This window comes from Streptomyces sp. SID13726, assembly GCF_010548375.1.
GTDB lineage: Bacteria > Actinomycetota > Actinomycetes > Streptomycetales > Streptomycetaceae > Streptomyces.
Genome location: NZ_JAAGLY010000004.1, coordinates 546,732 through 573,088, shown reverse-complemented (window position 1 = coordinate 573,088; position 26,357 = coordinate 546,732). Strand labels below are relative to the sequence as shown.

Sequence of the window (26,357 nt, the reverse complement as noted above, 5' to 3'; positions counted from 1 at the left end):
CCCTCAAGAACCAAGCGCCACCACCGACCCCGCCACATGCACCCGTTCCCCACCCCGCAGCTCGAACCGCTCCCCGGCCGCCGCGTACGTCACCGATCCGGGCAGCAGGACCGGTGCCCTGAACTCCGCTCGTACCAGGACCGCTTGGGGTGTGCCGTGGGCGGCCAGGCAGCGGGCCACCGTCCACATGCCGTGGGCGATGGCGCGGGGGAAGCCGAAGAGGCGGGCGGTGAGGGGGTGGAGGTGGATGGGGTTGCGGTCTCCGGACGCGGCGCCGTACCGCCGTCCGATGTCCCCGGCCAGCCGCCACTCGGCGACCTCGGGCAACGGCTCATGCCGCTCCGGCCGCACGGACTCAGAAGGCTCACCGGACTGAGAATGCTCAGAAGGCTCCCCAGACGCAGAAGGCCCACCAGAAGTCCCGGCCTCCCCACCGTGCCGAGCCAAATACGTACTCACCGACTCCCACACAACCTCCCCACCCGCCCGCATCTCCGTCACCACCGCCGCCTCCGTACCGCGTCGATGCGGGGCCAATCCATCGACGTACACGGTGAGTTCGTACTCCCCGGACGCCTCCGGTGCCCGGTACCGGGTGATCTCGATCGAGGTGTGGACGAGTCCGAGCAGTGGCAGTGGGAAGTCCGGTGCGCTCATCAGCCGCATGGCCAGGGGGAAGCCCAGCACATGCGGATACGTCACCGGCAACGCGTCGTCCCCAGTGGGAAATCCGCAGACCCGTTCGTACGCCGCCAGCCGGGCGAGGTCGACGCGCAGGCCGGGCAGCACCAGCCGGGTGCGGGGGAACTCCGCGTCCGCGCCGGGCCGTTTGAAGGGGGAGCGCAGGGCCCCGGCGGCGAGGAGCGGGGCGAGGGCGGGGGAGCGGGTGAGGACGACCGAGCGGTCCCTGGCGTCGGTGCTGTCGGAGTAGGTACCCACTACGCCCCCAGCAGGCTCTGGCCGCACACCCGGACCACCTGACCGTTCACCGCACCGGAGGCCGGATCCGCCAGCCACGCCGTCGTCTCGGCCACGTCGGCCGGAAGCCCGCCCTGCGCAAGGGAGTTCATCCGCCGCCCCGCCTCCCGGATGAACAGCGGCACCGCCGCCGTCATCCTCGTCTCGATGAACCCGGGCGCGACCGCGTTCACGGTGACCCCGTGCCCGGCCAGCGCCCGGGGCGCGAGGGCGCGCACCAGCCCGGCGATCCCGGCCTTGCTCGCGCCGTAGTTGGTCTGCCCGGCGTTGCCCGCGAGCCCCGCGATGGACGCGGTGGCGACGATCCGCCCGCCGCGCCGCAACGTCCCCGCCGCCAACAGGGCGTCCGTGGTGCGCAGTACGCTCGCCAGGTTCACGTCGAGCACCGAACTCCAGCGCTCGGCAGGCATGTTGACGAGCCGTCGGTCCCGGGTGATCCCCGCGTTGTGGACCAGCACGTCCAGTCCGTCCGGCAGCGCCCGCACGATCCGCGCGCCCGCGTCCTCGGCCGTGATGTCCAGGGTCAGAACGCTCCCGCCGAGCCGTTCGGCCAGTCGCTCGGCATCCGCCGCAGCCGACGGCACGTCGAGTACGACAACCCGGGCCCCGTCCCGCGCCAGGGTCTCGGCGACCGCGGCCCCGATCCCCCGCGCACCGCCGGTCACCAGCGCGGTTCGCCCGGCGAACGGCACCGGAACCGGAACCGGAACTGACACCGGCACCTCCACCGGCACCTCCCAAGGCCACCCGGCCCCGGCATCGGACCCGGCCCCATCCCCATCCCCGACCTCGATCACCTGCCCACTGACATACGCCGACCTGGGAGAAAGCAGAAACCGCAGCGTCGACCCAGCCGCAGAAGCATCCGTCAGCCGTACGAGATTGACCGTCCGCCCCCGCCCGATCTCCTTGCCGAGCGACCGAGTGAACCCCTCCAACGCCTGCTGGACGGCGGCCTGGTGATGGTCGGCGGGGTCGAGTGGTGCTCCCAGCACCACGACCCGCCCGCTCGCGGCGACCGACCGCACGACCGGGTGCAGGGCGGTGTGCACCTCGGTGAGTCCCTCGACGTCCCGTACTCCGGTGGCGTCGAGGAGGACGGCGTCGGGGGTGTCCGAGGGCTTGGGGAACTCCGGGAGGGACAGCTCGGTCTTGCCCGCCGTCAGGAGCAGCACGCCGCCCTCGAACTCCGGGGAACCGGGCGACCAGCGGTGCAGCGGTGCCGGTTGCGGCAGTCCCAGACGGCGGGTGAGGAACCGGCCTGGCGCGGTACCGGTGAAGCTCAGATATCGGTCGGCCATGTGCGACTCCCCCACTGGGTCCCCTGACTTACTCCAGAGTCAGGTTACCCGAGGTAAGCCTTGATATCGAAGGGTTCCCGACGAGCCGGGCAGGGTGGGAGAAGCTGAAAATTGCTCAGGATACCGCCCGGTAAGGTCCCGGACGCAAGGAAAACGACGAGGCTGCACATATCCCGCGTCGAACGACCGTCGTATCCTCACACAGCCGACACGCAGGCGCCGTACGATCTCCTCTCTGACCTGCGGGAACGCTTCGCGGGTCACTTTTGGTGAACCTCTGGAGTCGTCCGTGTCCACCTCGCAGCCGCCGACCGCCATGGCGGTCCACTCCACGACGTACGACGGCACCCCGGTGCTCGTGGAGCCCGAGATCCGGTACGCGGACGGGCAGGTGCGGGAGGTGTCCGTGCCGCCCTTCGTCCCGTCGTCCACCCGCGGCTCGCTCGCCGAACTCCCCTTCGACAACGCCCGGATCGCCCCCGCCGACCGGGTCCTCAGCCGCCGTACGGTAGACGGCAGTTGGGTGGACGTGACGGCCGCTCAGTTCGCCGAGGAGGTCCTCGCGGTCGCCAAAGGGCTGATCGCCGAAGGGCTGGTGGCCGGCGACCGGCTCGCCGTCATGGCGCGCACCGTCTACGAGTGGACGCTCCTCGACTTCGCCGCCTGGGCCGCCGGACTGGTCACCGTCCCGATCTACCCCACCTCCTCAGTCTTCCAGGCGCGCTGGATCCTCCAGAACTCCGGCGCGGTCGCCCTCGTCACCGAGACCGCCGAGCAGGCCTCCGCGCTCGGCCCCGAACTCCATCAGCTGGTGGACCTGCGGCACGTCTGGGTCATCGAGCGGGACCACGTGGAGCGGCTGGCGGAGCGCGGCGCGCAGGTGCCGGAGCGGGAGGTGGCGCTGCGGCGCGGCATGCTGAGCCCCGGCACGCTCGCCACCGTCGTCTACACCTCGGGCACCACCGGCCGCCCCAAGGGCTGCGCGCTCACCCACGGCAACTTCCTCGCCGAGGTCGACAACGCGATCGAACTCCTCTACCCCGTCTTCCGGGCGCGGACCAGCGAGGAGGCGGCGATCCTGCACTTCCTGCCGATGTCCCACATCTTCGGCCGGATGGTCGCCGTCGCCTGCGTCCGCGCCCGGGTCCGCCTCGGCCACGCGCCGAGCCTGAAGTCCGACGAACTCCTGCCGGACCTCGCGAGCTTCCGGCCGACTTGCCTCATCACCATCCCGTACATGCTGGAGAAGGTGTTCAACGTGGCCCGCGCGCGGGCCGAGACCGGCGGCCGGGTAACGGCGTTCGACCGCGCGGTGGGCGTGGCCCGCCGCTATGGCGAGGCGCTGGAGGCCCGCCACGCGGGCAACGGGCCGGGTCCCGGCGCCGCGCTGAAGGCGGCCCGCACCTTCTACGACCCGCTGGTCTACCGCCGGATCCGCAACGCCATGGGCGGCAGGGTCCGTTACATGATCTGCGGCGGCTCCCCGCTCGGCACCCGGCTGTCGTCGTTCTACGCCGGCGCGGGCATCGAGATCTACGAGGGCTACGGCCTCACGGAGACGACCGGCGCGGCCACGGTCACGCCCCCGCTCAAACCCCGTATGGGCTCGGTGGGCTGGCCCCTGCCCGGCACCCGGGTCCGGATCGCGGCCGACGGCGAGATCCTGCTGGCCGGCGACCACGTCCTGCGCGGCTACTGGGACCCGCACGCCGACGGGCTCGCCCCCGCGACCGGTGACGGCTGGCTGGCCACCGGCGACCTCGGGCACCTGGACGACGAGGGGTATCTGTACATCACCGGCCGCAAGAAGGAGATGCTGATCACGGCGGGCGGCAAGAGCGTGGCCCCGGCCCCGCTGGAGAACTGGCTGCGCGCCCACCCGCTGATCTCGCAGGTGATGGTCGTGGGGGACGCCCGCCCCTACATCTCGGCCCTGATCACCCTGGACATGGAGGGCGTCGGCCACTGGCGCCGGATGAATCGCAGGCACCCGGTCCCGGCCGAACTCCTGCTGGACGACGAGGACTTGCGCAAGGTGCTCCAGCGGGCGGTGGACGAGGCGAACAAGCTGGTGTCCCGCCCGGAGTCCATCCGCCGCTTCACCGTCCTGCCGGTGGACCTCACCGAGGAGGCGGGCCATCTGACCCCGTCGATGAAGCTCAAGCGGGACGTCGTCGCCGAGGAGTTCGCCGCGGAGATCGAGAAAATGTACGCGGGAGGGGCCTTCGGGCCCCGGCGGAGTGCGCGCGGGTGACAAAGTGGCCGGGCGCGCACCGGTCCGGAATCACAAAGACCGGCACAGGTGCTGACGGATGCTCACGTCCGGGCCGATACTGCACAGGCCTGGCGCCGGATCACCCCGGAATCCGCACGGACCCCTCATGAGGGCACCCTAGGATCGCCATGTTAACCGGCGGTAACACCCGGGTCGCGCACTGCTCGTGAACGCCCAGGCACGAATCGCACGTACAACATCGCAGTAGTGCGGAATCCAGCTGCACGCCCCAGGAGTCGCTGATGTCCCTCTCCTACACGTCCGGTACCGATTACGACGGCGCGCCCCTGCTCGTGGAACCCGAGATCGTGCGGCTGGACGGCGAGGTCCGCGAGGTGTCGGTGCCGCCGATGGTCCCGCCGGTGACCCACGGCTCGCTCGCCGACCTGCCCTTCGACAACGCGGAGGCGGCGCCGGAGCAGCGGGTGATGAGCCGCCGTACGGACGACGGCCGTTGGGTCGACCTGACGGCGGCGGAGTTCGCGGGGCAGGTGCTGGCGGTGGCCAAGGGCCTGATCTCCGAGGGCCTGGTGCCGGGCGACCGGGTCGCGATCATGGCGCGGACGACGTACGAGTGGACGCTCCTCGACTTCGCCGCCTGGGCCGCGGGCCTGGTCACGGTCCCCATCTACCCCACGTCCTCGGTCTTCCAGACCCGTTTCATCCTCCAGGACTCCGGCGCGGTGGCCCTGGTGACCGAGACCGCCGGCCAAGCCACCGCGCTCGGACCGGAGTTGAGCCGGCTGCCGGACCTGCGGCACATGTGGGTCATGGAGAAGGGCCATGTGGAGCGGCTGGGCGAGCTCGGCCAGTCCGTCCCCGACCAGGAGATCGGCGTACGGCGCGGGATGCTCGGCCCGGACACGGTCGCCACCGTCGTCTACACCTCGGGCACCACAGGCCGCCCCAAGGGCTGTGTGCTCAGCCACGGCAACTTCCTCTCCGAGGTCGACAACGCGGTCGAACTCCTCTACCCCGTCTTCAAGTCGAAGTCGGACGAGGCGGACCTCGCGACCCTGCTCTTCCTGCCCATCTCGCACGTCTTCGGCCGGATGGTCGCCATCGCCTGCGTCCGCGCCCGGGTCCGCCTCGGCCACGCGCCCAGCCTCCAGGCCGAGGACCTGCTGGCCGACCTCGGCAGCTTCAAGCCGACGTTCCTGCTGGTCATCCCGTACATGCTGGAGAAGGTCTTCAACAACGCCCGCGCCAAGGCGGAGAGCGGCGGCCGGGTCTCGGTCTTCGACCGCGCGACCAACGTCGCCGTGCGCTACGGCGAGGCGGTGGAGTCCCGGCACGCGGGCACCGGCTCCGGCCCCGGCGCGGCGCTGAAGGCGTCTCGCACCTTCTACGACCCGCTGGTGTACCGCCGTATCCGCAACGCGATGGGCGGCCGAATCCGCCACATCATCTCCGGCGGCTCCCCGCTCGGCCGCCGCCTCGCCGCGTTCTACGCGGGCGCGGGCATGGAGATCTACGAGGGCTACGGCCTGACGGAGTCGACCGGCGCCGCGACCTGCACCCCGCCCCTCAAGCCCCGCCTGGGCACGGTGGGCTGGCCCATCCCGGGCACCCGGGTGCGGATCGCGGCGGACGGCGAGATCCTGCTCAACGGCGGCCAGGTGTTCCGGGGTTACTGGGACCCGTTCGGCGAGGGGGTGGCCCCGGCCTCGGCCGACGGCTGGTTCCCGACCGGTGACATCGGGCAGCTGGACGACGAGGGCTATCTGACGATCACGGGCCGCAAGAAGGAGATCCTGATCACGGCGGGCGGCAAGAACGTCGCCCCGGCCCCGCTGGAGAACTGGTTGCGCTCGCATCCGCTGATCTCCCAGTGCATGGTCCTCGGCGACCGCCGCCCCTACATCTCGGCGCTGATCAGCCTCGACATGGACGGCGTCAACCACTGGCGCCAGATGAACGGCAAGCACGCGGTGCCGGCCGAACTCCTGGTCGACGACGAGGAGTTGCGCCAGATCCTCCAGCGGGCGGTGGACGAGGCGAACAAGCTGGTGTCGCGCCCGGAGTCCATCCGCCGCTTCACCGTCCTGCCCACCGACCTCACCGAGGCGGCCGGTCATCTGACGCCGTCGATGAAGCTGCGGCGGGAGGCCGTGATGCGGGACTTCGCGGGCGAGATCGAAGGGCTGTACGAGCGCTGACCCGCCCGAGCCGTCCGCCACGGCGTCGGCGCCGCTGACATTCCGGTGTCCAGGTCGGCTTTGCGGACGGTCTCGGACACGCGGGTATGACCCGAGACACCTTTTCGCAGAGGCGAAGTTCGAGACTCAGATGTCCTCGTCATCGACGGGTTCGGGTTCTCTGCTGTAGGCGAGGTCGAGGACGTAGCGTTCGGTCACGGGGCAGTTGCTCCAGGCCTCGGTCAGCCAGTCGTCGGGGGATGCATCGGTGAGCTGGTCGAGGGTGGTGTCGTAGTAGTCGGCGGCTGCCTGGCGGTTGATCCACCAGGCGTGGCCTTCGTAGACGCCGGGGCGGGGCAGCGTGATCTCGGCGGCGGGGCCGCGGTCGAGTTGGCCGATGACGAGGGTGCCGGTTTCGGACTCGAGGCTGATGTCGACCTGGCCTTCGCATTCTGTCGGCGCGCCGGGCGGTGTGTCCCAGATCCGGATGGTCACCTGCACCTTCATGTCGGGTTGCAGGCTGAGGAGGTACAGGTGGTAGCCGTTTCCGGCTACCACCTGTACCTCCGCGGCGTCGAGGGCGGCTTCGTCGCCGAGGTAGGCGTCTGCGTCGTAGACCTCCACGACCCGGCGACCGGGGGTGGCGGTGACGTTGTGTTCGGCGAGAAGCGCCATGGGGAGCCTTCCTGCTAGTTGGTGATCTTCATGTAGAAGGGGTCGCCGTCCAGGATGCGGTTGAGGGTGTACATCTCCGCAAGGCGCTCCCCGCCCTTGCGGTTGTCGGTGCCGTCGATCAGCCGGACGGAGAAGCGGTTGTCGCCCTTGGTGGACCCTTCCTGGGTGGAAGCGAAGGGATACTCGTCGCATTGCAGGCCGCTGCCGGAGTAGTCGCCCCAGACCTTCTTGCATTCGCCGATGGATTTCTGCCGGTTCTTGTCGATTTTGCTCTGGTCGACAAGCCGGTGGAGAGGTTCCTTGGCGCCGGGGACGGTCTTGCCGGGCCAGGAGGGGAACGTCCGCTCCGGACGGTTCAGAGCGTCATAGATGTGCAAGGCGCTCTCATTGACCGCCGGGTCTTTCTGGCTCATGGCGAGTTCGACCCGGGCGCCGGTGAAGACGGTGCCCTTGTACTTGCCCGCGACTTTTCCGGCGTAGTCGTAGCGGACGTTGGAGTGGTAGTTGTCGACTCCCCCGGTGTAGGGGGCGACGGTGGGTGAGCTGGCGGTCAGGTCCATGGTGACGGTGGAGTAGACGCGCTGCTGGTTGCCCTGGTCGAAGAGGGGGCCCCTGTCGGGGGAGGTGTAGGTGAGGGTCCACTGCGGGGTGCGGTCCCACACGCCGAGCAGTTCGTCGCGTTCCTTCGTCGTCGGCTCGGTCACTTGCGGGTCCGGGTCGCTGGTGGAGGCGTCGATGCTGGAACGGAAGTGCTGACCGACGCGCCACTTGGTGGCGTCCTCGGTGGGTACGGTCTGGACACGTATGTTCTCGATGCTGGCGACGTAGTCGACGCGGCGATCGCCGTCGTGGGTGAAGCCTAGGACCCACTGGTCGAACCAGAGGCGGCCGACAGAGGTTGTGCCCCTGACATCCCGCAGGACCAGGTCGTACGGGCGCTTCTGGCAGCTTTCGAATCGGGACTTGATCCAGCCGGTGGTCGTTTTCGCCTGGGCGGCATGGCTGGCGCACTGCTGTCGAAGATCCTGCTCATCGGCGGGAGCGGTGGTGGCCGCCGTCTGCCGGGCGAGGGTGCTCGTGCCGTGCGAGCGGAGATAGTCGCCGAGGGGGACGGGCTGGTTGAAGCCCTGCAACTGGTCGGCGGGGACGGAAGCGGCGTCGACGAACTCGACCGCTGCGGTATCCGGTTGGGCTGTGGCCGGGACCGGGTGGGCTGCAGTGGTGAGCGCCGCCGTGAGCGTGAGGGCGGCGGCCGTCACGACGCCGCGGGCGTAACGTGCCAGCGTGGTACGGGTGTTCACCTGAAGACTCCTTGCAGGCGGGTGGGGGCGGCGGGGTGACTGCGGTGGATGCGGCTGACGGCGGTCATGAGGCATCGCAGAGGTCACCCCAGCAGGCCTCCAGCAGCGCGCCAGTGCGAGCGGAGTAGCGGGCGGTGAAGCCGTCGAAGCGGCGGTCGGTGTGCAGCAGCCCGGGGGTGGTACTGGTGGAGGTCACTGTCCAGGCGGCGTCACCAATGCCGTCAGCCGAGCGGAGGCTGGCTTGCGGCGGGTCGAGGGCGAGGGCGTCGGCGGGGACATCGAAGGCGGCTGCGGCCCGGGAGCGGATGTCGGTGGCGGATACGTCCACCTCGCCTGTGCTGTCGTCGGCGGTGTCTCCGGTGGTCAGGGCCGCCGCGTTGCAGACCCGTGCGGTGACTACGCACTCGGACAGTCCGGGCACGGTCGTCAGGCAGCTGTCCGGGTCGTTGTCCAGGCAGGCCTGCAGGGCCTGCTGATCCACGCCGTTGAACGTGCCTGACGAGTCCACGGCGGCGGGGACGTGAGACGGGGTGGCGGTGTGCTGTGAGGTGAGGGCGACGGCCTGCCGGCGCGGCTTGCTCACCGTCCACTGGGTGAAGTTCGTGCCGTCGGCCAGCTTGGTGGTGAAGCAGTTCGGCGCCGGGTGGCTGGCGCTGCAGGAGGGAAGGGTGACGGACTTGGCGACGTTGCGCGTGGCCACCTTCTCCCAGACCTTGTTCCCGGTCATGAACTGCATTCGGTTCGCGATCGAGGGGACATCGACGTACCTCGGGCCGGTCACCTCCAGGCCGACATCGATACGGTTGGTGTTGCCGCCCAGCACCTTGAGTTGGCTGGTGGTAGATCCGACCTTGTTGAAGTCGTAGAGCACATCCCACTGGTTGCCGCTGTCCTGACGCACGGTCATGTAGGTGTGGTTGCGCTTGTCCGCCTTGGTCGGGTTTACTCCGGCCGTGATGGCTTTGGTGCGGCCGCCGCTGGTCGTCATCTCCGTCCAGCGTGGCCCGTAGGTGTGGGTGGTCCTTCCCGTCTTCTCCGCGTACAGGCCGATCTCGATGTTGGCGGCCAGCGGGCTACTCGACGTATTCGGGGTGACTCTCAGATAGTTGCCCACCTGCACGGTGGCAGAGCCAGTGTCGGTCTGATCGAAGGTGATCGGTACGTTCCGCCAGGTGGCGAAGCCGCCGATCATCGGCTCGCCGGGTTGGCTGCAGGTCATCCCCCAGAAGGTGATACGGGCGCTATACAGGATGCTGCACGCATCGGTAGGCGCGGCGGCACTGGCTGGCGGGGCAGCGCCGAGAACGGTCAATGCGGTCGCCCCGGCGCATGCCAAGGCCAAGAATCTCGCGCGTAGACGCGACAAGGTTCCCCCTAGAACGATCAAGAATGGTCACAGGGAACCTATAGGCGGACACTTACAACCTGCGATTTAATAAGACAAGTTGACTCGAATCACCGTGATGATTCACATCACATGGCGGCTTGCTGGTCTCACGAACGAGGGGGACCGTCTCCATGGTTGTGAGGGGCCGCGGGCAGGCCAAGGGCGCGGGCGTCACTCCGGGGGTGCCGAGTTCCACTGCTCGGGCTGTGATGATGCTCGCGCGGACGGGGAAGCCGCGGTGATCTCTTGGGTGCAGAGCCAGTTGTGGGCTCGGGCCGAGGATCCGCCGGCGGCCCGCGGTGGCGAGCTGGGAGGCCGCGGTGAGCAGGCGGCAGGGTTCCCAGAGCCGGGTCTTGCCGGTCAGTGCGAGGATGGGCATCCAGGCCAGAGGGTCACGGGCGGTCTGGACGATCTCCAGTCAGACCCGGTTGCGCACTGTTGCCTGTAGGTGGTCCGCTCGGCCGGCGACGATATTGCTCCTTAGAGATCATCTCGTTTGGTGGGTGAGCCCCGACGGGCCGCGTCTTCAGTGCTGGTGCGACGATGCTGGAATGCGCGAGGTCGATGAGCTGCTCAACGTGGGCGATCCAGCCTGGCCGCTGCTTCTGCAGGAGCTGTCCGGGACTGATGTACCAGTTGAGGTGCTGGCCGGCGATGCCGAGACAGGCCGTGCTTCGCTGTTGCAGCTCCAGGTCTCGGCCCGGTCGAACCTGGGCGGGATCGTCTTGAATTGCGGCGGTCTGCTGGTGGACAGTGGCTGGTTGCGGATCTTCGGAAGCCCGGGTGGCGCCGACACCGAGAGTCTGCCGGGCCTGGCGGAGATCAACGTGATGCCCTCGACGTTCGATCCGGCCTGGCGGCCAGGGGCGGGACTTGTGGTTGCGCACGATGTGCTGGGCGGGGTGTTCGCGCTCAACGGGGTCGACTCGCGTGCGGCCGGTCGACCCGGCGAGCCGGGCGAGATCATCTACTTCGCCCCCGATTCCCTTGGCTGGGAGGCGTTGGGCGCCGGGCACTCGACCTGGCTGTCCTGGGTTCTCTCCGGAGGGCTGCAGGAGTTCTATGGGAGCCTGCGGTGGGACGGCTGGCGCAGCGAGGTGTCCATGCTGAACGGCCGGCAGGGATTGTCGTTCTTCCCGCCGTTGTGGTCGGCCGAGGCCCGCCAGGATCTGCCGGCGACCAGTCGCCGTGCGGTGCCCATGGCGGAACTGATGGGGCTGAGCCGCGACTCTTGCCTGCAGTTCGGCGGCGCCGAACCCGGGTTCCTCGGAGCCACATGAACCGGCTCACGCAGCCAGACGCCGGTAGCAGATGAGCGTGGCGGCGATGCCGGCGAAGGCTAGGAAGTGTTCGGCCTTGCGCTCGTAGCGGCGGCGCAGACGGCGGCACCCGGCAAGCCAGGCCACCGTTCGTTCCACGGTCCATCGGTGACGGCCGAGGCGCTGGGAGGACTCGATGCCCTTGCGGGCGATGCGCGGGGTGATGTTTTGAGAGCGCAGCCACCGGCGCAGGTGGTCGTACTCGTACCCCTTGTCGCCATGGAGCTTGGCGGGCCGTCGTCGGCGGCCCGCGGTGGGAGCGGATGGGTGGGATGCCGCGCACCAGGGGTTCGAGCCCCTGGCTGTCGTGGGTGGTCGCGGCGGAGATACCGATGGAGAGGGGCAGACCGGTCCGCCCGGTGATCAAGTGGATCCTTGATCCCTTCTTGCCGCGATCCACAGGATTCGGACCCGCCAGGTCCCCACTTTCGTCGCGCGCATGTTCACGGAGTCGATGGCGCACCGGGACCAGTCCAACTCGCCACGCGCGCCGAGTTCGTCCAGGACCAGGCGATGGAGCTTGCCCCATACCCGGGCCCGGCTCCATTCGGTGAACCGCCGGTGCGGGGTCGGCCCGGACAGGCCGAAGACCGGCGGCAGTTGCCGCCAGGTACACCCCGTCGTGGCCACGAACCGGATGGCCGCCAGCACTTCGCGGTCACCGTAGCGGCGTCGGCCGCCGCCCTGCGGACGAACCGGCGCAGCAGGGACCACCCGCTGGAACAACTCCCACAACCCGTCCGGCACCAGCCGCCCCACCATCGCCACCACGGCCGTCGGCCTAGTGATCAAGCCAGTTGAGACGATCCCTTAGCCGCCAGGCGGAGTGGACAAGTGCACCGTGGTACGCACTGAGGCCGCACGCCTCGTGGCGGCGGCACGTGCGCTAGCGCCGCTGGCCGACCAACTCCCCTGAGAGGAAGGCGGACCAGGTGGTGGGGGAGAGGGTGAGGTGGGGGCCGGTGGGGTTCTTGGAGTCGCGGAGGTGGATGGTGGTGGGGGTGACGGCGACCTCAAGGCACTCGCCGCCTTCACCGCCGCTGTAGCTCGACTTGCGCCAGGTGTAGGCGAGTTCGAGGCACTCGCCGCCCTCGCCGCTGCTGTAGCTGGACTTGAACCAGGTGAGCTGCTCGATGTTCATAGCTCCTCCAGCTTCTGCTCGATCAACTTCCGGGACTCCGCGGGGGAGAGTGCCATCGCTCGCATGATCCCATAGCGGTCGGCGATCTTCCTGACCTCCTCCGCGTCGGTGATCAGCCGGGGGTATCCCTGAACTTCCGTGTAGGCCACCTGACCGTGCCCCTTGGGCGTCAGCAGGTTGAACGCGCCGTCCATGTTGGGGTGTTCCTCCAGCCCGGACGGCATGACCTGGATCTCGACGTTCCGCATACCTCCGACGCGCAGGAGGTGCCGAAGCTGGTCCGCGTGCACGTGCCGTCCGCCGATCGGCCGGTCCAGCACGATCTCTTCGAGGACGTAACTTACGATCGGCGATGGCCGACGCTCGAAGACCAGTTGGCGGGAGAGGCGGTCCGCGACTCGCTTCTCGATCGTCTCCTCGTCGAGAAGCGGACGGCGCTTGGAGAACACGGCTCGCGCGTAATCCTCGGTCTGCAACAGGCCCGGCACCCCGTGGTTGGCATAGAAGTGCAGCTCGACCGCCTCCGCCTCCAACCCGGCATAACTTCGGTACCACTCCGGATGCCGCGTCCGCGCCTTCGCCATCGCCTCCTCGACCTCAGGGATGACCTCCTTCAACAACCCCCCGGCATCCAGCAGTTCATCCGCCTTCAGCAAGACCTCCGGCCGAAGCGTCCGCACCCCCCGCTCCATGGAGGAGACCGCGTCCGGTCCGTACCCCACCAGCTCGCCGAACTCCTTCTGCGTGAGTCCCTTCCGCTCGCGCAGGAACTTCACCATCTTGCCCAGCGCGACGAACAACCCCGCCGTACCGTCCGCTTCGGACGGCTTCTCCGGCCTCCGCTCGCTCACCCGCCCCACCCCTCCCGCCCGACAACCCGTACACCGAACCGACGGCACCCGTACAGCCACGGAGAGTCGCCGCGTCACTCCTGGTCAGCGTAGAGACAACCCACCACGCTGAGTCACGTGAACGCCGAAATCTCCACCCCCACCGCCGAACTGACCCAGCGTCTGAGCGCCACCCCGAGAGGCGCCCGTCTGGCCCGCAGACTCACGGCCGCCCAGCTCGCGGAGTGGGGCCACCACCACGACAGCGAGGCGAACGACACCGCCCAGCACCTGGTCGGGGAGCTGGCCGCCAACGCCGTGACCCATGGCCGGGTCCCCGGAAGGGACTTCGAGCTGCGGCTGCTGCTCCTGCCCGGGAACACCCTCCGGATCGAGGTGAGCGACCCGAGGGGCGACCGTCGGCTCCGCTTCGTCACCGGGAACGACGATGACGGCGAACACGGCCGCGGCCTTGTCCTCGTCACCCTCCTGGCCGACACCTGGGGCGTCACGGAACGGGACGTGGGCAAGACCGTGTGGGCCGAGATCGGGCTCAGTTGCTGAAGTAGAAGTACTGCCAGGAGCCGATGGTGGTGGTGTTGACGCTGTCGCCCGAGGACGGGTCCACGTACACGGCGCGAATCCGGGCGCGGACGCCCGCGGTTCCCGCGTGGCCGAGGTTGACGACGCTCTTGCCGTTCGTGCCGAGGGCGAAGTACTCCGAGCCGGCGCTGGTCCACCTGCCGCCGGAGTAGACCTGGAGGTCCAGGCGCTGCTTGCGGCCCTGGTAGTACGTCATCGTCGTGGTCAGGATCGCGTCGGTGTTCTTGTGGAAGTAGCGGTAGCGGGTGGAGCCGATCGTGCCGGTCTTGTAGTACTTGGACAGCGAGGCGGCGATCTTCACGTGTGCGTACGCGTTGGACTTGGCGGTCCGCGGAGCGTAGCGGGCATCGCCCTTGTAGACGGCCTTCACGGCGGTGTCACGGGACATGGTGACGCTCGCCGACAGGTTTCCGTGCGCGTCGACCTTGCCGCTCTTCAGCAGCTTGTTCGGCTTGTCCGCGCCGTAGGGGTCGGCCCAGATCTCCACCGTGCGGTTGCTGTAGGTGGTGCCGAGGTGGGCGGTGAAGGTGACCTTCTTGCCGTAGTCGTACGTCTTCTTGTTGTTGGTGAGGGTCAGGGCGGGCGTGGCCCGGGACACGGTGACGGTGTCCGAGGCGGACGACGAGGTGTGTGCCGCGTCCCCGGGATACGTGACGGAGTAGCGGACCGAGCCGCCGGCCGGGGGTGCGTCGGTGAAGGAGAACGCGCCGTCGGCGCCCAGCTTCGCGGTGCCCAGGGACTTGCCCGCGGGGGAGAGCAGGTCGGTGCGGACGATGTTCACCGGGGTCCCGGCGGGCGGCTTGAGACCGGTGGTGAGGGTGCCCTTGACGGTGAGCGTCTTGGCTCGGGTGGCGGTGGCCGGGGCGTTGACGGCGAGCTTCGTGACGTACTTGCGTGGTTCGTTCACCGTCTGGAACTGCATGGAGTCGGACGATCCGGTCAGCACGAACAGCTTGGTGCCGTCCGCCGACCAGGCCGTCGTATGACCGCCCCACGGCATCCACGAGCTCGACAGGTTGCGGACGCTGGCCGGGGCGTCGGCGCCGCCGCGGCCGTCGTAGGTGTCGCCGGTGTTGTCGGTGTCCAGCGAGGTGACCGCGACCGTGCCGTCCGGGGCGACGGTGACGGTATCCGTCTGGTCGTTGACCGGGTACGTGTGCACCTGGGCGAGGTCGGAGAGCCGGTATTCGACGGCGGCCCGGCGGAACGGCCCGACCACGACGATCGACTGCCCGCCGGGGGTGAACGCGGCGTCTCTGTAGAAGCCGCCCTCGTCCGCGGTGACACGGATGACCGGGGTGCCGGAGGAGATGTCGTAGACGACGATCGGCCCGCTGCTGATGCCGCCGTCCAGCGCGACCAGGGTGTCCGGGTCGGCCGGATCGGCGTACAGCATCGGCGTGCTGGCGAAGTCGTGGGCGCCCGCGAGGTCGAGCCGTACGGTGGCCGGGTCCGCGGTCAGGTCGACCTCGCCGAGCCCGGAGTCCCACTGGTCGCCGTAGCCGAACCAGATCCGGCCCTGCGTCACGGCGATGCGACGCGGTGCCGTGCCCGCGCCGGTCGGGTACGAGCCGGTCTGGGCGAGCGTCGCCGTGTCGAAGGCGACGATCTTGTCGGCGCCGGTGACGGCGGCGTACAGCGTGCTGCCGTCCGCGCTCAGCTGAAGGTCCGAGACCTGGGGCAGGCCGGTGAGTGTGGTGACGACCTTGCCGTTGTGGTCGACGACGGCTATCCCGTCGCCGGTGCTCATGTACAGGTGCTGGTGGGCGCCGTCGACGACGGTGTCATGGACGTCGCCGACGCCGATCGGCACGCTCGTGTCGGCGGCCGCGGGAGAGGCGGCGAGCAGCAGCGAACCGAAGAGCGCGGCCGTCGCGACGGCGGCAGGAAGTGTGCGAATGCGCACGGTGATTGAACCCCCCAAGACTGTGGCCGTTGTCAACGGCCCGTACCGGCCCCCTGGCCGGCGAGGTGAAGCGTAAGGCAGAGGTGTGACACTCCGTAGCCCGGTGCCCTTCACGGCCGGAGGCCGACGATGAACGACGGTCCCCGGACGCGCCACCCCGGACGCGCCACCCCGGACGCGGCACCCCGGACGCGGCACCGCGGGCCGCAGGTGCCCGCCGCGGTGCCGCCGCCACCGGGTACCGGCCTCAGCGCAGGATGTCCTTCGTCAGCACCCCCTGCTCGGTCGCGAGCGTGTGGTCGTAGTGCTCGCCGGGCGCGCTCAGCCGGTACCGCTCACCTGTCGTGGCCACCGCGTGCCGTTCCTCGCGGGCCACGCCCAGGGTGAAGGCGGCGTCGCCGTGGTACGTGTCGTCGATGCGGGTGGCGTCGAGCCGGGCCCGGTCGGAGACGGACATGACGACCCGCAGACGGTTCGCGCTGTCGATGGTGGCGCGGCCGTCCAGGGCGTAGTCGCGGTCTGTCCGGGACAAGTGCCCGTTACGGACGACGACTTGGTGGTCGGTCCAGGCGCCCGTCTGATCGTCGGTGTTCTCGTCGGGCGTCCACCGGTGGTCGATCCTCGTGGTGACGGTGCGCTCCACGGTCGTGCTGATCCGGCCGTGCGAGGTGTCGAGCCAGCCGCTGACCTTGAGCCGGTCCTTGCCGCCGGTGACCAGATGCCGCAGCGAGCCGTCGGTGAAGCTGTTGCTCACGGCCGGATCGCTCTTCTCGTACGACGTGACGGCCCCCTTCACCACCGACCTGTGCGCGTCCTGCCACACCAGGACGTTGGTCGGCGCGCTCCACCCGGTCTGCCCGGCCGGCACCCCGACCACCTTCACGTCCACGGTGTGCGCCCTGCCGTCGTTGAGGAGCCCGGCGAACGGCGTCAGGTCAAAGGTCAGCGGCCGCACGTCGAAGGCGGTCGGGGAGGGGATCACCGACCACAGATAGGGCGACCAGCCGCCGGTCCACACGTTCGGGTAGGGCGAGGCGATCCCGGCGACCTTCCCGTCCACGCTCACCTGCACCTCGCGGTACGGCCCGTCGTCCCCGCCCTGGCAGGAGTACGACGCCTTCGGGGTCGTGGCCGAGTACCAGAACTCCTCGCAGCCGCCGCCCGACCCGGTGGCGTACACCTCGGCGAGGATGCGCTCGGAGTTGCGCGGGGTGGTGAGGGAGGCGCCGACGGTGACGCCGTCGCCGTCACTGAGCGGGATGACCTGGTCGGGAGCGCCCGCGGTGCGGCCGTGCTCCGGCGCGTAGAAGGTGAGCGTCACCTTGACGTCGAGGATGCCCGTGTAGGTGTCGTTGATAACGTTGCCAATGAGCATGTCGACGGATCGTGTGCCGCTCAGCGTCTTCTCGTACTCGGTGACGTCCTTCTCGACGGACCAGTCGATGCCGTCCTGCGAGGGCTCCGGCGTCGACGTCCTGAAGACCTGCACCCCGCCGATGTCCAGATATCCGAGCCGGTCGTACTGCCGCCCCTTCACGCTGCCGTCCATCCGCAGCACGACCTTGGACCACCGCCCGGGTGTCCCGCATCCGGTCGGAGGTGTGTAGGTCCCCGTATAGGGCGTGAAGTCCTTGAACCGAGCCTCGGCGACGGTGACTTGGCACGATCTGGTGTGCGGGGTGCTGATCGGCGGGGCGGCGGTGACGGGGTCGTGGTAGTCGGTGCCGAACTCGACGGGCACGGGGGTACCGGCCGATGCCGAGCCCGCGGCGAGGGCGAGTGAGGCGAGTACGGCCGTGAGGAGGGCGGCGGCGCGCCGTCGGGAAGGGCGAGGTCTTCTCATGCGGCGCAGTGAACCCGCGTACGCCTCAAGGGGCCAGAGGGCCAGAAGAGGTCTTGACCAATTCCGGTAGGTTCGATGACCTCCAGAGGCGGGACCGTCGCCGTCCAGGTGATCAAGGTGGGTTTCGGGACGGCGGACGCTCTCTCGGGCGGGTGCCGACCCACCACACGAGGGCCCAGCTCGCCCGCTGGGACGCCCGCCCCGCCCTCCGACTCGCCTGGCAGGACGCCCTCGACGTCCTTCACACCCCTTGACTTCTCAAGACCCCCGCAGGACGTTCCGGACCCTTCGTCCATACCAACCGCAGGGGGCCGAGAATGAGTGTGACCCGAAGACGTCTGCTGGCCGGCGGAGCCGGGCTGGCCGTTGCCACCGGGGTCCAACAAGGGGTGAGCGCCGCCGACTTGCCGGTTCTCGGGACGTACGACGTCGTCGTCATCGGTTCCGGGGCCGCCGGAATGACCGCCGCGCTCACCGCCGCGAAGCAGGGACTCAGCACCGTCGTGCTGGAGAAGGCGCCCACGTTCGGGGGGTCCGCCGCCCGGTCCGGGGCCGGGATCTGGATCCCCAACAACCCCGTGATCCTCGCCGCCGGTGTGCCGGACACGCCCGCCAAGGCCGCCGCTTATCTCGCCGCCGTCGTAGGGCCCGACGTGCCCGCGGCCCGGCAGCAGGCCTTCCTCGCGCACGGCCCCGCGATGATCTCCTTCGTCATGGCCAACAGCCCGCTGCGGTTCCGGTGGATGGAGGGATACAGCGACTACTACCCGGAGTTGACGGGCGGGCTCCCGAACGGCCGCTCCATCGAGCCCGACCAGCTCGACGGCAAGATCCTCGGCGCCGAACTCGCCCACCTGAACCCGCCGTACCTCGAAGTCCCCGCAGGGCTCGTCGTGTTCAGCGCCGACTACAAGTGGCTCGCCCTGGCCGCCGTGAGCCTCAAGGGCGCCGCCGTCGCCGCCGAGTGCCTGGCGCGGGGCACGCGGGCCGCCGTACTCGGGCAGACCCCGCTGACCATGGGCCAGTCGCTGGCGGCCGGGCTGCGCAAGGGACTTCTGGACGCGGGCGTGCCCGTCCGGCTCAGCACCCCGCTCACCGATCTGCACGTCGAGAACGGCGCCGTCGTCGGAGCGGTGACCCCGGGCGGCCTCTACCGCGCCCGCCGGGGCGTGATCGTCGGCTCCGGCGGCTTCGAGCACAACGCGGCGATGCGGGCCCAGTACCAGCAGCAGCCCATCGGCACGGAGTGGACCGTCGGCGCGAAGGAGAACACCGGGGACGGCATCCGGGCGGGCCAACGGGTCGGCGCCGGACTGGCGTTGATGGAGGACGCCTGGTGGGGCCCGGCCATCCCGCTCCCCGACGACCCGTACTTCTGCCTCGCCGAACGCACCCTGCCCGGCGGGCTGATCGTCAACGCGGCCGGCCGCCGCTTCGTCAACGAGGCCGCCCCCTACAGCGACGTCGTCCACACCATGTACGAGCGCAACCCCACCGACCCCGACATCCCGTCCTGGCTGATCGTCGACCAGAACTACCGCAACCGGTACCTCTTCAAGGACGTCGCGCCGACCTTCGTCCTGCCCGCCGACTGGTACAGCTCGGGCGCCGCCCACAAGGCCTGGTCGCTCGACGCCCTCGCCGGGTCCATCGGCGTCCCGGCCGCCGCGCTCCGCTCCACCGTGGACCGCTTCAACTCCCTCGCGCTGAAGGGCGACGACCCGGACTTCGGACGCGGCGACAGCGCCTACGACCACTACTACACGGACCCCGCGGTCCTCCCCGACTCCTGCCTCGCGCCCCTGTGGCTGCCCCCGTACTACGCCTTCCGGATCGTCCCCGGAGACCTCGGCACCAAGGGCGGCCTGGTCACCGACGCCCGCGCCCGCGTCCTGCGCCCCGACGGCACGGTCGTCCCCGGCCTGTACGCCGCCGGGAACGCCAGCGCGGCCGTCATGGGCCACAGCTACGCGGGCGCCGGCTCGACGATCGGCCCGGCGATGACGTTCGGGTATGTCGCGGCACGGGACATCGCGGGGGTGCTCTAGGCCCTGATCCGGCGGACAGGTTCTGGTCCGCCGGATCAGGGCGGCACGGGCTCTAGTCCCGCCGGACGATCAGCGCCGCCTGCTGCGACACCTCCCCGCGGTCCGGTTCGCGCACTGTCCGTGAGATGGGTGCGAACCCGGCCGCCCGGAGCAGCCCGGCGATCTGCTCCGGCTGCCGCCTGCGGAAGGTCAGCGCCACGGGGTGCCCCCAGGGGCCGTCGTGGTGCCGGTCCTCGTCGCCGGCCTGGAAGCCGACGAGCAGGTGGCCGCCCGGCGCGAGGACGCGGTGCAGCTCGGCGAAGAGGCGGGGCAGCTCGTCCACAGGGGTGTGGATGGAGGAGTACCAGGACAGGGCACCCGCGAGCGACCCGTCGGGAAGATCCAGTTCCAGCATCGAGCCCCGCTCGAACCGCAGCCCGGGGTTCTCCCGCCGGGCGATGGCCAGCATCGACTCCGAGAGGTCGACCCCGAAGACGGACAGCCCGAGGGAGGCGAGGTGTCCCGTGATCCGCCCGGGCCCGCACCCCAGGTCGGCCACGGTCCCCTCGCTGCCCACGAGGTCGGCGAACCCGGCGATCACGGCCCGGTCCAGCGGGTACTCGTCCAGCGCGTCGCGGAACTGGACGGCGTAGTCCTCGGCGACGGTGTCGTAGAAGGTGCGGGTGGCGGTCACGAAGTCGGTGTCGGTCATGGCGGGGGACCCTAGCGGCCACCAGTGACAGGCCCCGTCCGTCACCGGCGGGAGCCGTCCGGCAAAAAGGCAGGAGCCCCGTTGCCGACGAGCGGCACGGGGCTCCTTGGGTACTGCTTTCAGGTCCGGATCAGAGGCAGGATCGCCTCGGAGACGGCATCGCTCAGACGGGGGTGACGTTCTCCGCCTGCGGGCCCTTCGGACCCTGGGTCACGTCGAAGGAGACCTGCTGGTTCTCCTCCAGCGAGCGGAAGCCGCTCGCGTTGATGGCGGAGTAGTGGACGAAGACGTCCGGGCCGCCACCTTCCTGGGCGATGAAGCCAAAGCCCTTTTCGGCGTTGAACCACTTCACGGTTCCGGTAGCCATAAGCCCTCCTTGGGCCCAAAGGGTTGCCCTGCTCCAGAACCTGCAAGTGTGAAAACAGTGCCGCACAACTGCATACGTCTGAAAACGACTAGAGCCCGCGGTTACATGCTCCGCAGGCTCTGTACTGCAAGGGAAACCAAACTGCAACTTGCGGCGAGCCTAGCACGCGGGCAGCCGAAAGCAATAGAGGCCAAGATCACGTCACCCGGATGTTTGAAGATCGTGGAGCGGTTGACATCGGGGGCGAAGTCCGAAGCGTACCCCAAGGGGGCTACTGTCGCGATGTGGACAATTCTCGCACCCGGCCGCGCGTCGGCCACATCCAGTTCCTGAACTGCCTGCCCCTGTACTGGGGGCTCGCGAGGACGGGCACGCTCCTCGACTTCGAGCTCACCAAGGACACCCCGGAGAAGCTCAGCGAGAAGCTGGTGCAGGGAGACCTCGACATCGGGCCCATCACCCTGGTCGAGTTCCTCAAGAACGCGGACGACCTGGTCGCCTTCCCCGACATCGCCGTCGGCTGCGACGGCCCGGTCATGTCCTGCGTCATCGTCTCGCAGGTCCCGCTGGACGAGCTGGACGGCGCCAGGGTGGCCCTCGGGTCGACCTCGCGCACCTCCGTACGCCTCGCCCAGCTCCTCCTCGCCGAGCGCTACGGCGTCCGGCCCGATTACTACACGTGCCCGCCCGACCTCAGCCTGATGATGCAGGAGGCCGAGGCGGCCGTACTCATCGGGGACGCGGCGCTGCGCGCGAACCTCCTCGACGGCCCGCGCTACGGCCTCCAGGTGCACGATCTCGGCTCGCTCTGGAAGGAGTGGACCGGGCTGCCGTTCGTCTTCGCGGTGTGGGCGGCCCGCCGGGACTACCTCGAACGCGAGCCGGCCATCACCCGCAAGGTCCACGAGGCGTTCCTGGCCTCCCGCAACCTCTCTTTGGAGGAGGTCGGCAAGGTCGCGGAGCAGGCGGCCCGCTGGGAGGCCTTCGACGAGCAGGTCCTGGAGAAGTACTTCACGACCCTCGACTTCCGCTTCGGAGGCCCGCAGCTCGCGGCGGTCACGGAGTTCGCCCGCCGGGTCGGCCCCACGACGGGTTTCCCCGGGGACGTGAAGGTGGAACTGCTTCAGCCCTAACCTGCATCAGAACCTTATGGGGGAGGCCGGTATGCAGCCGCTGGGAGTCGACGAACCCACCACCGTGGGCCCCTACCGGCTGCTCGGCCGGCTGGGGGCCGGTGGCATGGGCCGGGTCTACCTCGGCCGCAGCGCCGGGGGCCGTACGGTCGCCGTGAAGATCGTGCACCCGCACTTCGCGCTCGACGAGGAGTTCCGTGCCCGATTCCGGCGCGAGGTCGACGCGGCGCGCAGGGTCGGCGGGGCGTGGACCGCGCCGGTGCTCGACGCGGACCCGGAGGCGGCGGTGCCGTGGGTCGCCACGGGGTACGCGGCGGGGCCCTCGCTGGCCACGGCGGTCGCGGACGGGGGGCCGCTGCCCGAGCACTCCGTACGGGTGCTGGGGGCGGGGCTCGCCGAGGCGCTCGCCGCCGTGCACGAACTGGGGCTGGTCCACCGGGACGTGAAGCCCTCCAACGTCCTGCTCACCGTCGACGGCCCCCTCCTCATCGACTTCGGCATCGCCCGCGCCACCGACGGCACCGCCTCCCTGACCTCCACCGGCGTCTCCATCGGCTCGCCCGGCTACATGTCCCCCGAGCAGATCCTGAGCAGGGGCGTCTCGGGCGCGGCGGACGTCTTCTCCCTGGGCGCGGTACTGGCGTTCGCGGCGACCGGGGTGCCGCCCTTCCCCGGGGACTCCTCGGCCTCCCTCCTCTACAAGGTCGTGCACGAGGAGCCCGAACTCGGCTCGCTCGGCGGCGACCTGCGGGACCTGGTGGCGGCATGCCTGTCCAAGTCGGCGCAGGAGAGACCGGCTCCGGGCGAGGTGGCCCGACGGCTGGCTCCCGAGGGGGCGGCGCGGTTGGTGGCGGCGGGGTGGCTGCCGGGTGCGCTGGTCGAGCAGGTGGGGCGGAGCGCCGTACAGCTGCTGAATCTAGAGGCGGTGGGGGAGCGGCCGTCGGGGGTGGTGGGGTTCAGCAGTCCTTCGGTCGGGACGGGCGGTACGGGCGGCACGGGTGGCGTCTTTGGGCCGCCGCCGGTGATGCCGGGGGCTGTGCCGGGTGTGCCCGAGCCGCGGGACGCGGTGCCGCAGGAGACCGTGGTGCCGTCCGATCGACCGCCCGGTCCGGGCCCGGGGTCCGGTCCCGGCAAGCTCTCCGTCTCCGTCGCCGCCACCTCCACGCCGAACGGCGACGGCCGTGGCCGTCGCCTGAGCTGCACCGTCGCGCTCGCGGTCGCGGGGGCGCTGGCCGCGGTGACCTTGGGGTCGGTGTTCGGGTTCGACCTGCTGCCGGGGCAGGGCAAGAAGGACACGGCGAGTTCCGGCTCCGACGCCCGGTCCTCGGCCCCGGCCGCCACCCCCTCGCCGTCCGCGCCCTCCGCCCCCTCTGCCACCTCCCCTTCCGCCGCCCAGTCCAGCGACGCGGCGGGCGGGCCGTCCGAGGTTCCCGCCCGCTACCTCGGCACCTGGGAGGGACAGGGCAGCGGTCTCGGCGGGAGCCTGCCGATGGGGACCTTCCGGATCACCGTCGAGAAGGCGTCCGTGGGCGAGGAGCTGGGCCGGCTGAAGCAGACCGACGCGATCGGGGCCGTCTGCACCGACGTCCTCACGCTGAAGCAGGTCACGAGCACGGAACTCGTCACCACCGCCGTCGGCGCCAAGGACAACCACCCCGGCTGCAACCCCACCGCCCACACGGTCCGCCTCACCGCCGTCGGCGACGACCTGAAGTACACCTCGGAGAGCGAGGCCGAGGGATACCCCGAGGCACGGATGTCGAAGGTCGGCCGGTGACCTGGCCGCTCGTCGCCGTGGCCGCGCTGTGGGGAGCGGCGGCGGGCGCCCTGCTGCCCCGCGCGGCCTACCGCTTCTCGGTCCCGTCCGCAGAACCGTGGCGCGCGGCCTGCCCCGACGGCCACACCCTGCACGGCTGGCTCGGCCGGGCGCGCTGCGGCCGGTGCGTTCCGACGCAGGACGCGGGGACGGTCGTAGCAACAAGAAGAGGGACGGCCGTGGCAACGGGAAGGACGAAGGCGAAGGGGAAGCCGTACGGTCCCGGCGGCCCCCTTCTCCCCACCGTCACCGCCCTCGTCTGCGCCGCCCTGGCCGCCGCCACCGGCACCCGCCCGGAGCTCGCGGTCTGGCTGCTCCTCGCCCCCGTGGGTGTCCTGCTCGCGGTCGTCGACCTGCGGGTACGACGGCTGCCCGACCCGCTGACCATCCCCTTCGCGGTGGCCGCGCCGGCCCTGCTCGGAGCGGTCGCCTTCGTGCCCGAGCACGCCGGGGACTGGCCGCGCGCCGCCCTGGGCGCCCTCGCGCTGGGCGTCGCCTACTACCTGCTGTGGCTGATCAACCCCGGCGGCATGGGCTTCGGCGATGTGAAGCTGGCGCTCGGGGCGGGCGCGGTGCTCGGGTGGTACGGCTGGGACACCGTGCTGCTGGGGACGTGCGCCGGGTTCCTGCTCGGCGCGCTCTACGGCGGGGTCCTCGTCCTGCTCGGGAAGGCGGGGCGCAAGACGGCGATCCCGTTCGGGCCGTTCCTGATCGCGGGGGCGTACGCGGGGCTGCTGATCGGGGCGTACACGGCCTGACGTCGGGCTTGTCGGTGCGCTGGCGTAGGCTGGCCGGGACCGTCCGAATCCTTGACGAAAGGCACGCCCCGGTGAGCGAGAAGGCCGACCTTCAGTCCGTCCTCGACCGTGCCGCCGAGGGCGGGCGCATCACTCCGGAGGAGGCGCTCGACCTCTACCGCGGCGCCCCGCTGCACGCGCTGGGCTCCGCCGCGGACGCCGCGCGCCGCAAGCGGTACGCGGGCACCGAGCACATCGCGACGTACATCATCGAGCGGAACATCAACTACACGAACGTCTGCGTGACGGCGTGCAAGTTCTGCGCGTTCTACGCCCCGCCGACCGCCAAGGACAAGGGCTGGACCCGCGACCTGGACGACATCCTGCGCCGCTGCGCGGAGACCGTCGAACTCGGCGGCACCCAGATCATGTTCCAGGGCGGCCACCACCCGGACTACGGCGTGGAGTACTACGAGAAGCACTTCGCCGCCATCAAGAAGGAGTTCCCGCAGCTGGTCATCCACTCCCTCGGCGCCTCCGAGGTCGAGCACATGGCCAGGATCTCCAAGGTGAGCGTCGAGGAAGCCATCCAGCGCATCAACGCCGCCGGACTCGACTCCTTCGCGGGCGCCGGCGCCGAGCTGCTCCCCGAGCGCCCCCGCAAGGCCATCGCGCCGCTCAAGGAGTCCGGCGAGCGCTGGCTGGAGATCATGGAGACCGCGCACAACCTCGGCGTGGAGTCCACCTCCACCATGCTGATGGGCACCGGCGAGACCAACGCCGAGCGCATCGAGCACCTGCGCATGATCCGTGACGTACAGGACCGCACCGGCGGCTTCCGCGCCTTCATCCCGTACCTGTACCAGCCGATGAACAACCACCTGAAGGGCCGCACCCAGGCCACGATCTTCGAGTACCTGCGGATGATCGCGATCTCCCGGCTCTTCATGGACAACATCGCCCACATCCAGGGCTCCTGGCTCACCACCGGCCAGGACGCGGGCCAGCTCACCCTGCACTACGGCGCGGACGACCTCGGCTCGGTCATGCTGGAGGAGAACGTCGTCTCGGCGGCCGGCGCCAAGCACCGCTCCAACCTCCAGGAAATGATCGACATGATCCGCACGGCGGGGCGTGTCCCGGCCCAGCGCGCGACGACGTACGAGCACCTGGTGGTCCACGACGACCCGGCGAACGACCCGGTCGACGCCCGCGTCCAGTCCCACATCTCCTCGACGGCGATCGAGGGCGGCACGGCACACCCCGAGCTGAAGATCCTGGCGTCCAACTAGGCCCGCCTTGCTGACGATCCACACCGCCGACGTCCTGGTCCCGGGCGGCGAGAGCCCTTCGCTGCCCGGCGGGGCGGTCCTGGTCGAGGGACACCGGATCACGGCCGTAGAGGTGTACGACGACCTGGCGGCCGCGCATCCCTCCGCAAGGGTCCGCCGCTGGCCGGGAGCCCTCACCCCGGGCCTGCTCCACCCGCACGGCCCGGAGTTCCTGGAGCGGTCCTACCACCCGGACCCCCGCGAGGACCTGGGCACCGAACCCCTCACGGGCGAGTCCCTGTCGGCCCTCGCCATGACGGACACCCGGTGGGGCGCGAGCGCGAGACGGGGCGTGCAACGCCTGCTGGCACAGGGCACGGTGGCAGTGGTCGGCCCACTCCAGCGCCCCACGGTGATCGACGCGGTGCACAGGTCGGGCCTGAGCATCGAGCAGGGGCCCATGGAGTCGGTGTTGCTCCCCGGCGAGGACGCGACTTTCGCGATCTTCGCCGCAACGGAATGCGTGGCAACGGTGATCAAGGGCCGCTTGCTACACAGGCGCAGGTAGAGGCTTTTAGGCTTTTAGGGGCGCGGGGA

21 protein-coding genes and 2 pseudogenes are annotated in these 26,357 nt (G+C 70.1%); 10 read left to right on the top strand and 13 right to left on the bottom strand.

All coding sequences use genetic code 11. The features are described 5' to 3' along the window. Positions 1–3 precede the first annotated feature (3 nt). Both G3I78_RS13865 and G3I78_RS13860 read right to left on the bottom strand, forming a co-directional pair. Positions 4–939 carry a MaoC/PaaZ C-terminal domain-containing protein gene (locus G3I78_RS13865; protein ID WP_343243739.1) on the bottom strand — a complete coding sequence of 312 codons (936 nt, stop codon included), beginning with the start codon at positions 937–939 and terminating at the stop codon, positions 4–6. Further along, a complete protein-coding gene (locus G3I78_RS13860) occupies positions 939–2,279 on the bottom strand; it encodes a 3-oxoacyl-ACP reductase (RefSeq protein ID WP_164423991.1) in 1,341 nt (446 codons plus the stop codon). The genes G3I78_RS13865 and G3I78_RS13860 overlap by 1 nt, the downstream gene beginning before the upstream one ends. 316 nt (positions 2,280–2,595) lie before the next feature. On the opposite strand from G3I78_RS13860, the gene G3I78_RS13855 reads away from it, so the two are divergent. Next, the gene (locus G3I78_RS13855; protein ID WP_164424209.1) at positions 2,596–4,533 is read left to right on the top strand and encodes an AMP-dependent synthetase/ligase; all 1,938 of its coding nucleotides are present in this window, start codon (positions 2,596–2,598) and stop codon (positions 4,531–4,533) included. Positions 4,534–4,796: 263 nt separating this feature from the next. Beyond that, on the top strand, positions 4,797–6,713 hold the full coding sequence (locus G3I78_RS13850) for an AMP-dependent synthetase/ligase (protein ID WP_164423989.1): 1,917 nt from the start codon (positions 4,797–4,799) through the stop codon (positions 6,711–6,713). A gap of 126 nt (positions 6,714–6,839) precedes the next feature. Here the strand turns inward: G3I78_RS13850 and G3I78_RS13845 are convergent, their stop codons facing one another. The 4 genes and pseudogenes from G3I78_RS13845 to G3I78_RS13830 form a co-directional block, all read right to left on the bottom strand. After that, positions 6,840–7,367 carry a hypothetical protein gene (locus G3I78_RS13845; protein WP_164423987.1) on the bottom strand — a complete coding sequence of 176 codons (528 nt, stop codon included), beginning with the start codon at positions 7,365–7,367 and terminating at the stop codon, positions 6,840–6,842. Between the two features lie 14 nt (positions 7,368–7,381). Continuing rightward, entirely contained in the window at positions 7,382–8,668 is a 1,287-nt protein-coding gene (locus G3I78_RS52830; RefSeq protein WP_343243738.1) for a NucA/NucB deoxyribonuclease domain-containing protein, read from the bottom strand. Positions 8,669–8,732: 64 nt separating this feature from the next. Continuing rightward, on the bottom strand, positions 8,733–9,980 hold the full coding sequence (locus tag G3I78_RS13835; RefSeq protein ID WP_164423983.1) for a hypothetical protein: 1,248 nt from the start codon (positions 9,978–9,980) through the stop codon (positions 8,733–8,735). A 352-nt stretch (positions 9,981–10,332) separates the two neighbouring features. Beyond that, positions 10,333–10,494, bottom strand: a pseudogene (locus tag G3I78_RS13830) (IS1380 family transposase); the annotation flags it as partial. Positions 10,495–10,606: 112 nt separating this feature from the next. On the opposite strand from G3I78_RS13830, the gene G3I78_RS13825 reads away from it, so the two are divergent. Beyond that, complete coding sequence (locus tag G3I78_RS13825) at positions 10,607–11,335, top strand: DUF2625 family protein (protein WP_164423981.1); 729 nt, start codon at positions 10,607–10,609, stop codon at positions 11,333–11,335. Between the two features lie 6 nt (positions 11,336–11,341). Here the strand turns inward: G3I78_RS13825 and G3I78_RS13820 are convergent. The 3 genes and pseudogenes from G3I78_RS13820 to G3I78_RS13810 form a co-directional block, all read right to left on the bottom strand. Next, positions 11,342–12,136, bottom strand: a pseudogene (locus G3I78_RS13820) (IS5 family transposase). 124 nt (positions 12,137–12,260) lie between these two features. Continuing rightward, on the bottom strand, positions 12,261–12,515 hold the full coding sequence (locus G3I78_RS13815; protein WP_164423979.1) for a DUF397 domain-containing protein: 255 nt from the start codon (positions 12,513–12,515) through the stop codon (positions 12,261–12,263). Next, on the bottom strand, positions 12,512–13,366 hold the full coding sequence (locus G3I78_RS13810) for a helix-turn-helix transcriptional regulator (RefSeq protein ID WP_164423977.1): 855 nt from the start codon (positions 13,364–13,366) through the stop codon (positions 12,512–12,514). Before G3I78_RS13810 ends, G3I78_RS13815 begins: the two co-directional genes overlap by 4 nt. A gap of 117 nt (positions 13,367–13,483) precedes the next feature. Between G3I78_RS13810 and G3I78_RS13805 the strand changes: the two genes are divergently transcribed. Further along, positions 13,484–13,909, top strand: a complete 426-nt coding sequence (locus G3I78_RS13805) for an ATP-binding protein (protein WP_164423975.1) — start codon at positions 13,484–13,486, stop codon at positions 13,907–13,909. On the opposite strand, the gene G3I78_RS13800 is transcribed toward G3I78_RS13805, so the two are convergent. Next, positions 13,899–15,854: an Ig-like domain repeat protein gene (locus G3I78_RS13800; protein ID WP_164423973.1), complete on the bottom strand. Its 1,956-nt coding sequence runs from the start codon at positions 15,852–15,854 to the stop codon at positions 13,899–13,901. The two genes, G3I78_RS13805 and G3I78_RS13800, sit on opposite strands and share 11 nt — an antisense overlap. Positions 15,855–16,101: 247 nt before the next feature. After that, positions 16,102–17,697 carry a peptide-N4-asparagine amidase gene (locus G3I78_RS13795; RefSeq protein WP_164423971.1) on the bottom strand — a complete coding sequence of 532 codons (1,596 nt, stop codon included), beginning with the start codon at positions 17,695–17,697 and terminating at the stop codon, positions 16,102–16,104. A gap of 317 nt (positions 17,698–18,014) precedes the next feature. Between G3I78_RS13795 and kstD the strand changes: the two genes are divergently transcribed. Beyond that, a complete protein-coding gene (gene kstD, locus G3I78_RS13790) occupies positions 18,015–19,745 on the top strand; it encodes a 3-oxosteroid 1-dehydrogenase (protein WP_164423969.1) in 1,731 nt (576 codons plus the stop codon). Between the two features lie 52 nt (positions 19,746–19,797). Here kstD and G3I78_RS13785 read toward each other — a convergent pair whose 3' ends face one another. Both G3I78_RS13785 and G3I78_RS13780 read right to left on the bottom strand, forming a co-directional pair. Next, complete coding sequence (locus G3I78_RS13785) at positions 19,798–20,436, bottom strand: class I SAM-dependent methyltransferase (protein ID WP_164423967.1); 639 nt, start codon at positions 20,434–20,436, stop codon at positions 19,798–19,800. Between the two features lie 163 nt (positions 20,437–20,599). Next, positions 20,600–20,803 (bottom strand): cold-shock protein, encoded by a 204-nt coding sequence (locus G3I78_RS13780; RefSeq protein WP_003992177.1) that lies wholly within the window; start codon positions 20,801–20,803, stop codon positions 20,600–20,602. 284 nt (positions 20,804–21,087) lie between these two features. Here G3I78_RS13780 and G3I78_RS13775 point away from each other — a divergent pair, with 284 nt between their 5' ends. From G3I78_RS13775 to G3I78_RS13755, 5 genes are all read left to right on the top strand, one after another. After that, on the top strand, positions 21,088–21,936 hold the full coding sequence (locus G3I78_RS13775) for a menaquinone biosynthesis protein (protein ID WP_164423965.1): 849 nt from the start codon (positions 21,088–21,090) through the stop codon (positions 21,934–21,936). Between the two features lie 31 nt (positions 21,937–21,967). Further along, positions 21,968–23,713 carry a serine/threonine-protein kinase gene (locus G3I78_RS13770; protein WP_164423963.1) on the top strand — a complete coding sequence of 582 codons (1,746 nt, stop codon included), beginning with the start codon at positions 21,968–21,970 and terminating at the stop codon, positions 23,711–23,713. Continuing rightward, positions 23,710–24,510, top strand: coding sequence for an A24 family peptidase (locus G3I78_RS13765; protein WP_164423961.1), 801 nt, complete (start codon positions 23,710–23,712; stop codon positions 24,508–24,510). Before G3I78_RS13770 ends, G3I78_RS13765 begins: the two co-directional genes overlap by 4 nt. A gap of 71 nt (positions 24,511–24,581) precedes the next feature. Then, complete coding sequence (gene mqnC, locus G3I78_RS13760; RefSeq protein WP_164423959.1) at positions 24,582–25,781, top strand: cyclic dehypoxanthinyl futalosine synthase; 1,200 nt, start codon at positions 24,582–24,584, stop codon at positions 25,779–25,781. Between the two features lie 7 nt (positions 25,782–25,788). Continuing rightward, positions 25,789–26,328: a hypothetical protein gene (locus G3I78_RS13755; protein ID WP_164423957.1), complete on the top strand. Its 540-nt coding sequence runs from the start codon at positions 25,789–25,791 to the stop codon at positions 26,326–26,328. Positions 26,329–26,357 lie beyond the last annotated feature (29 nt).

Bases quoted from the DNA above. Each gene is read 5' to 3' on its own strand.
- G3I78_RS13860 (WP_164423991.1), bottom strand. From the start codon at position 2,279: ATGGCCGACCGATATCTGAGCTTCACCGGTACCGCGCCAGGCCGGTTC.
- G3I78_RS13855 (WP_164424209.1), top strand. From the start codon at position 2,596: ATGGCGGTCCACTCCACGACGTACGACGGCACCCCGGTGCTCGTGGAG.
- G3I78_RS13850 (WP_164423989.1), top strand. From the start codon at position 4,797: ATGTCCCTCTCCTACACGTCCGGTACCGATTACGACGGCGCGCCCCTG.
- G3I78_RS13845 (WP_164423987.1), bottom strand. From the start codon at position 7,367: ATGGCGCTTCTCGCCGAACACAACGTCACCGCCACCCCCGGTCGCCGG.
- G3I78_RS13825 (WP_164423981.1), top strand. From the start codon at position 10,607: ATGCGCGAGGTCGATGAGCTGCTCAACGTGGGCGATCCAGCCTGGCCG.
- G3I78_RS13815 (WP_164423979.1), bottom strand. From the start codon at position 12,515: ATGAACATCGAGCAGCTCACCTGGTTCAAGTCCAGCTACAGCAGCGGC.
- G3I78_RS13795 (WP_164423971.1), bottom strand. From the start codon at position 17,697: ATGAGAAGACCTCGCCCTTCCCGACGGCGCGCCGCCGCCCTCCTCACG.
- kstD (WP_164423969.1), top strand. From the start codon at position 18,015: ATGAGTGTGACCCGAAGACGTCTGCTGGCCGGCGGAGCCGGGCTGGCC.
- G3I78_RS13785 (WP_164423967.1), bottom strand. From the start codon at position 20,436: ATGACCGACACCGACTTCGTGACCGCCACCCGCACCTTCTACGACACC.
- G3I78_RS13780 (WP_003992177.1), bottom strand. From the start codon at position 20,803: ATGGCTACCGGAACCGTGAAGTGGTTCAACGCCGAAAAGGGCTTTGGC.
- G3I78_RS13770 (WP_164423963.1), top strand. From the start codon at position 21,968: ATGCAGCCGCTGGGAGTCGACGAACCCACCACCGTGGGCCCCTACCGG.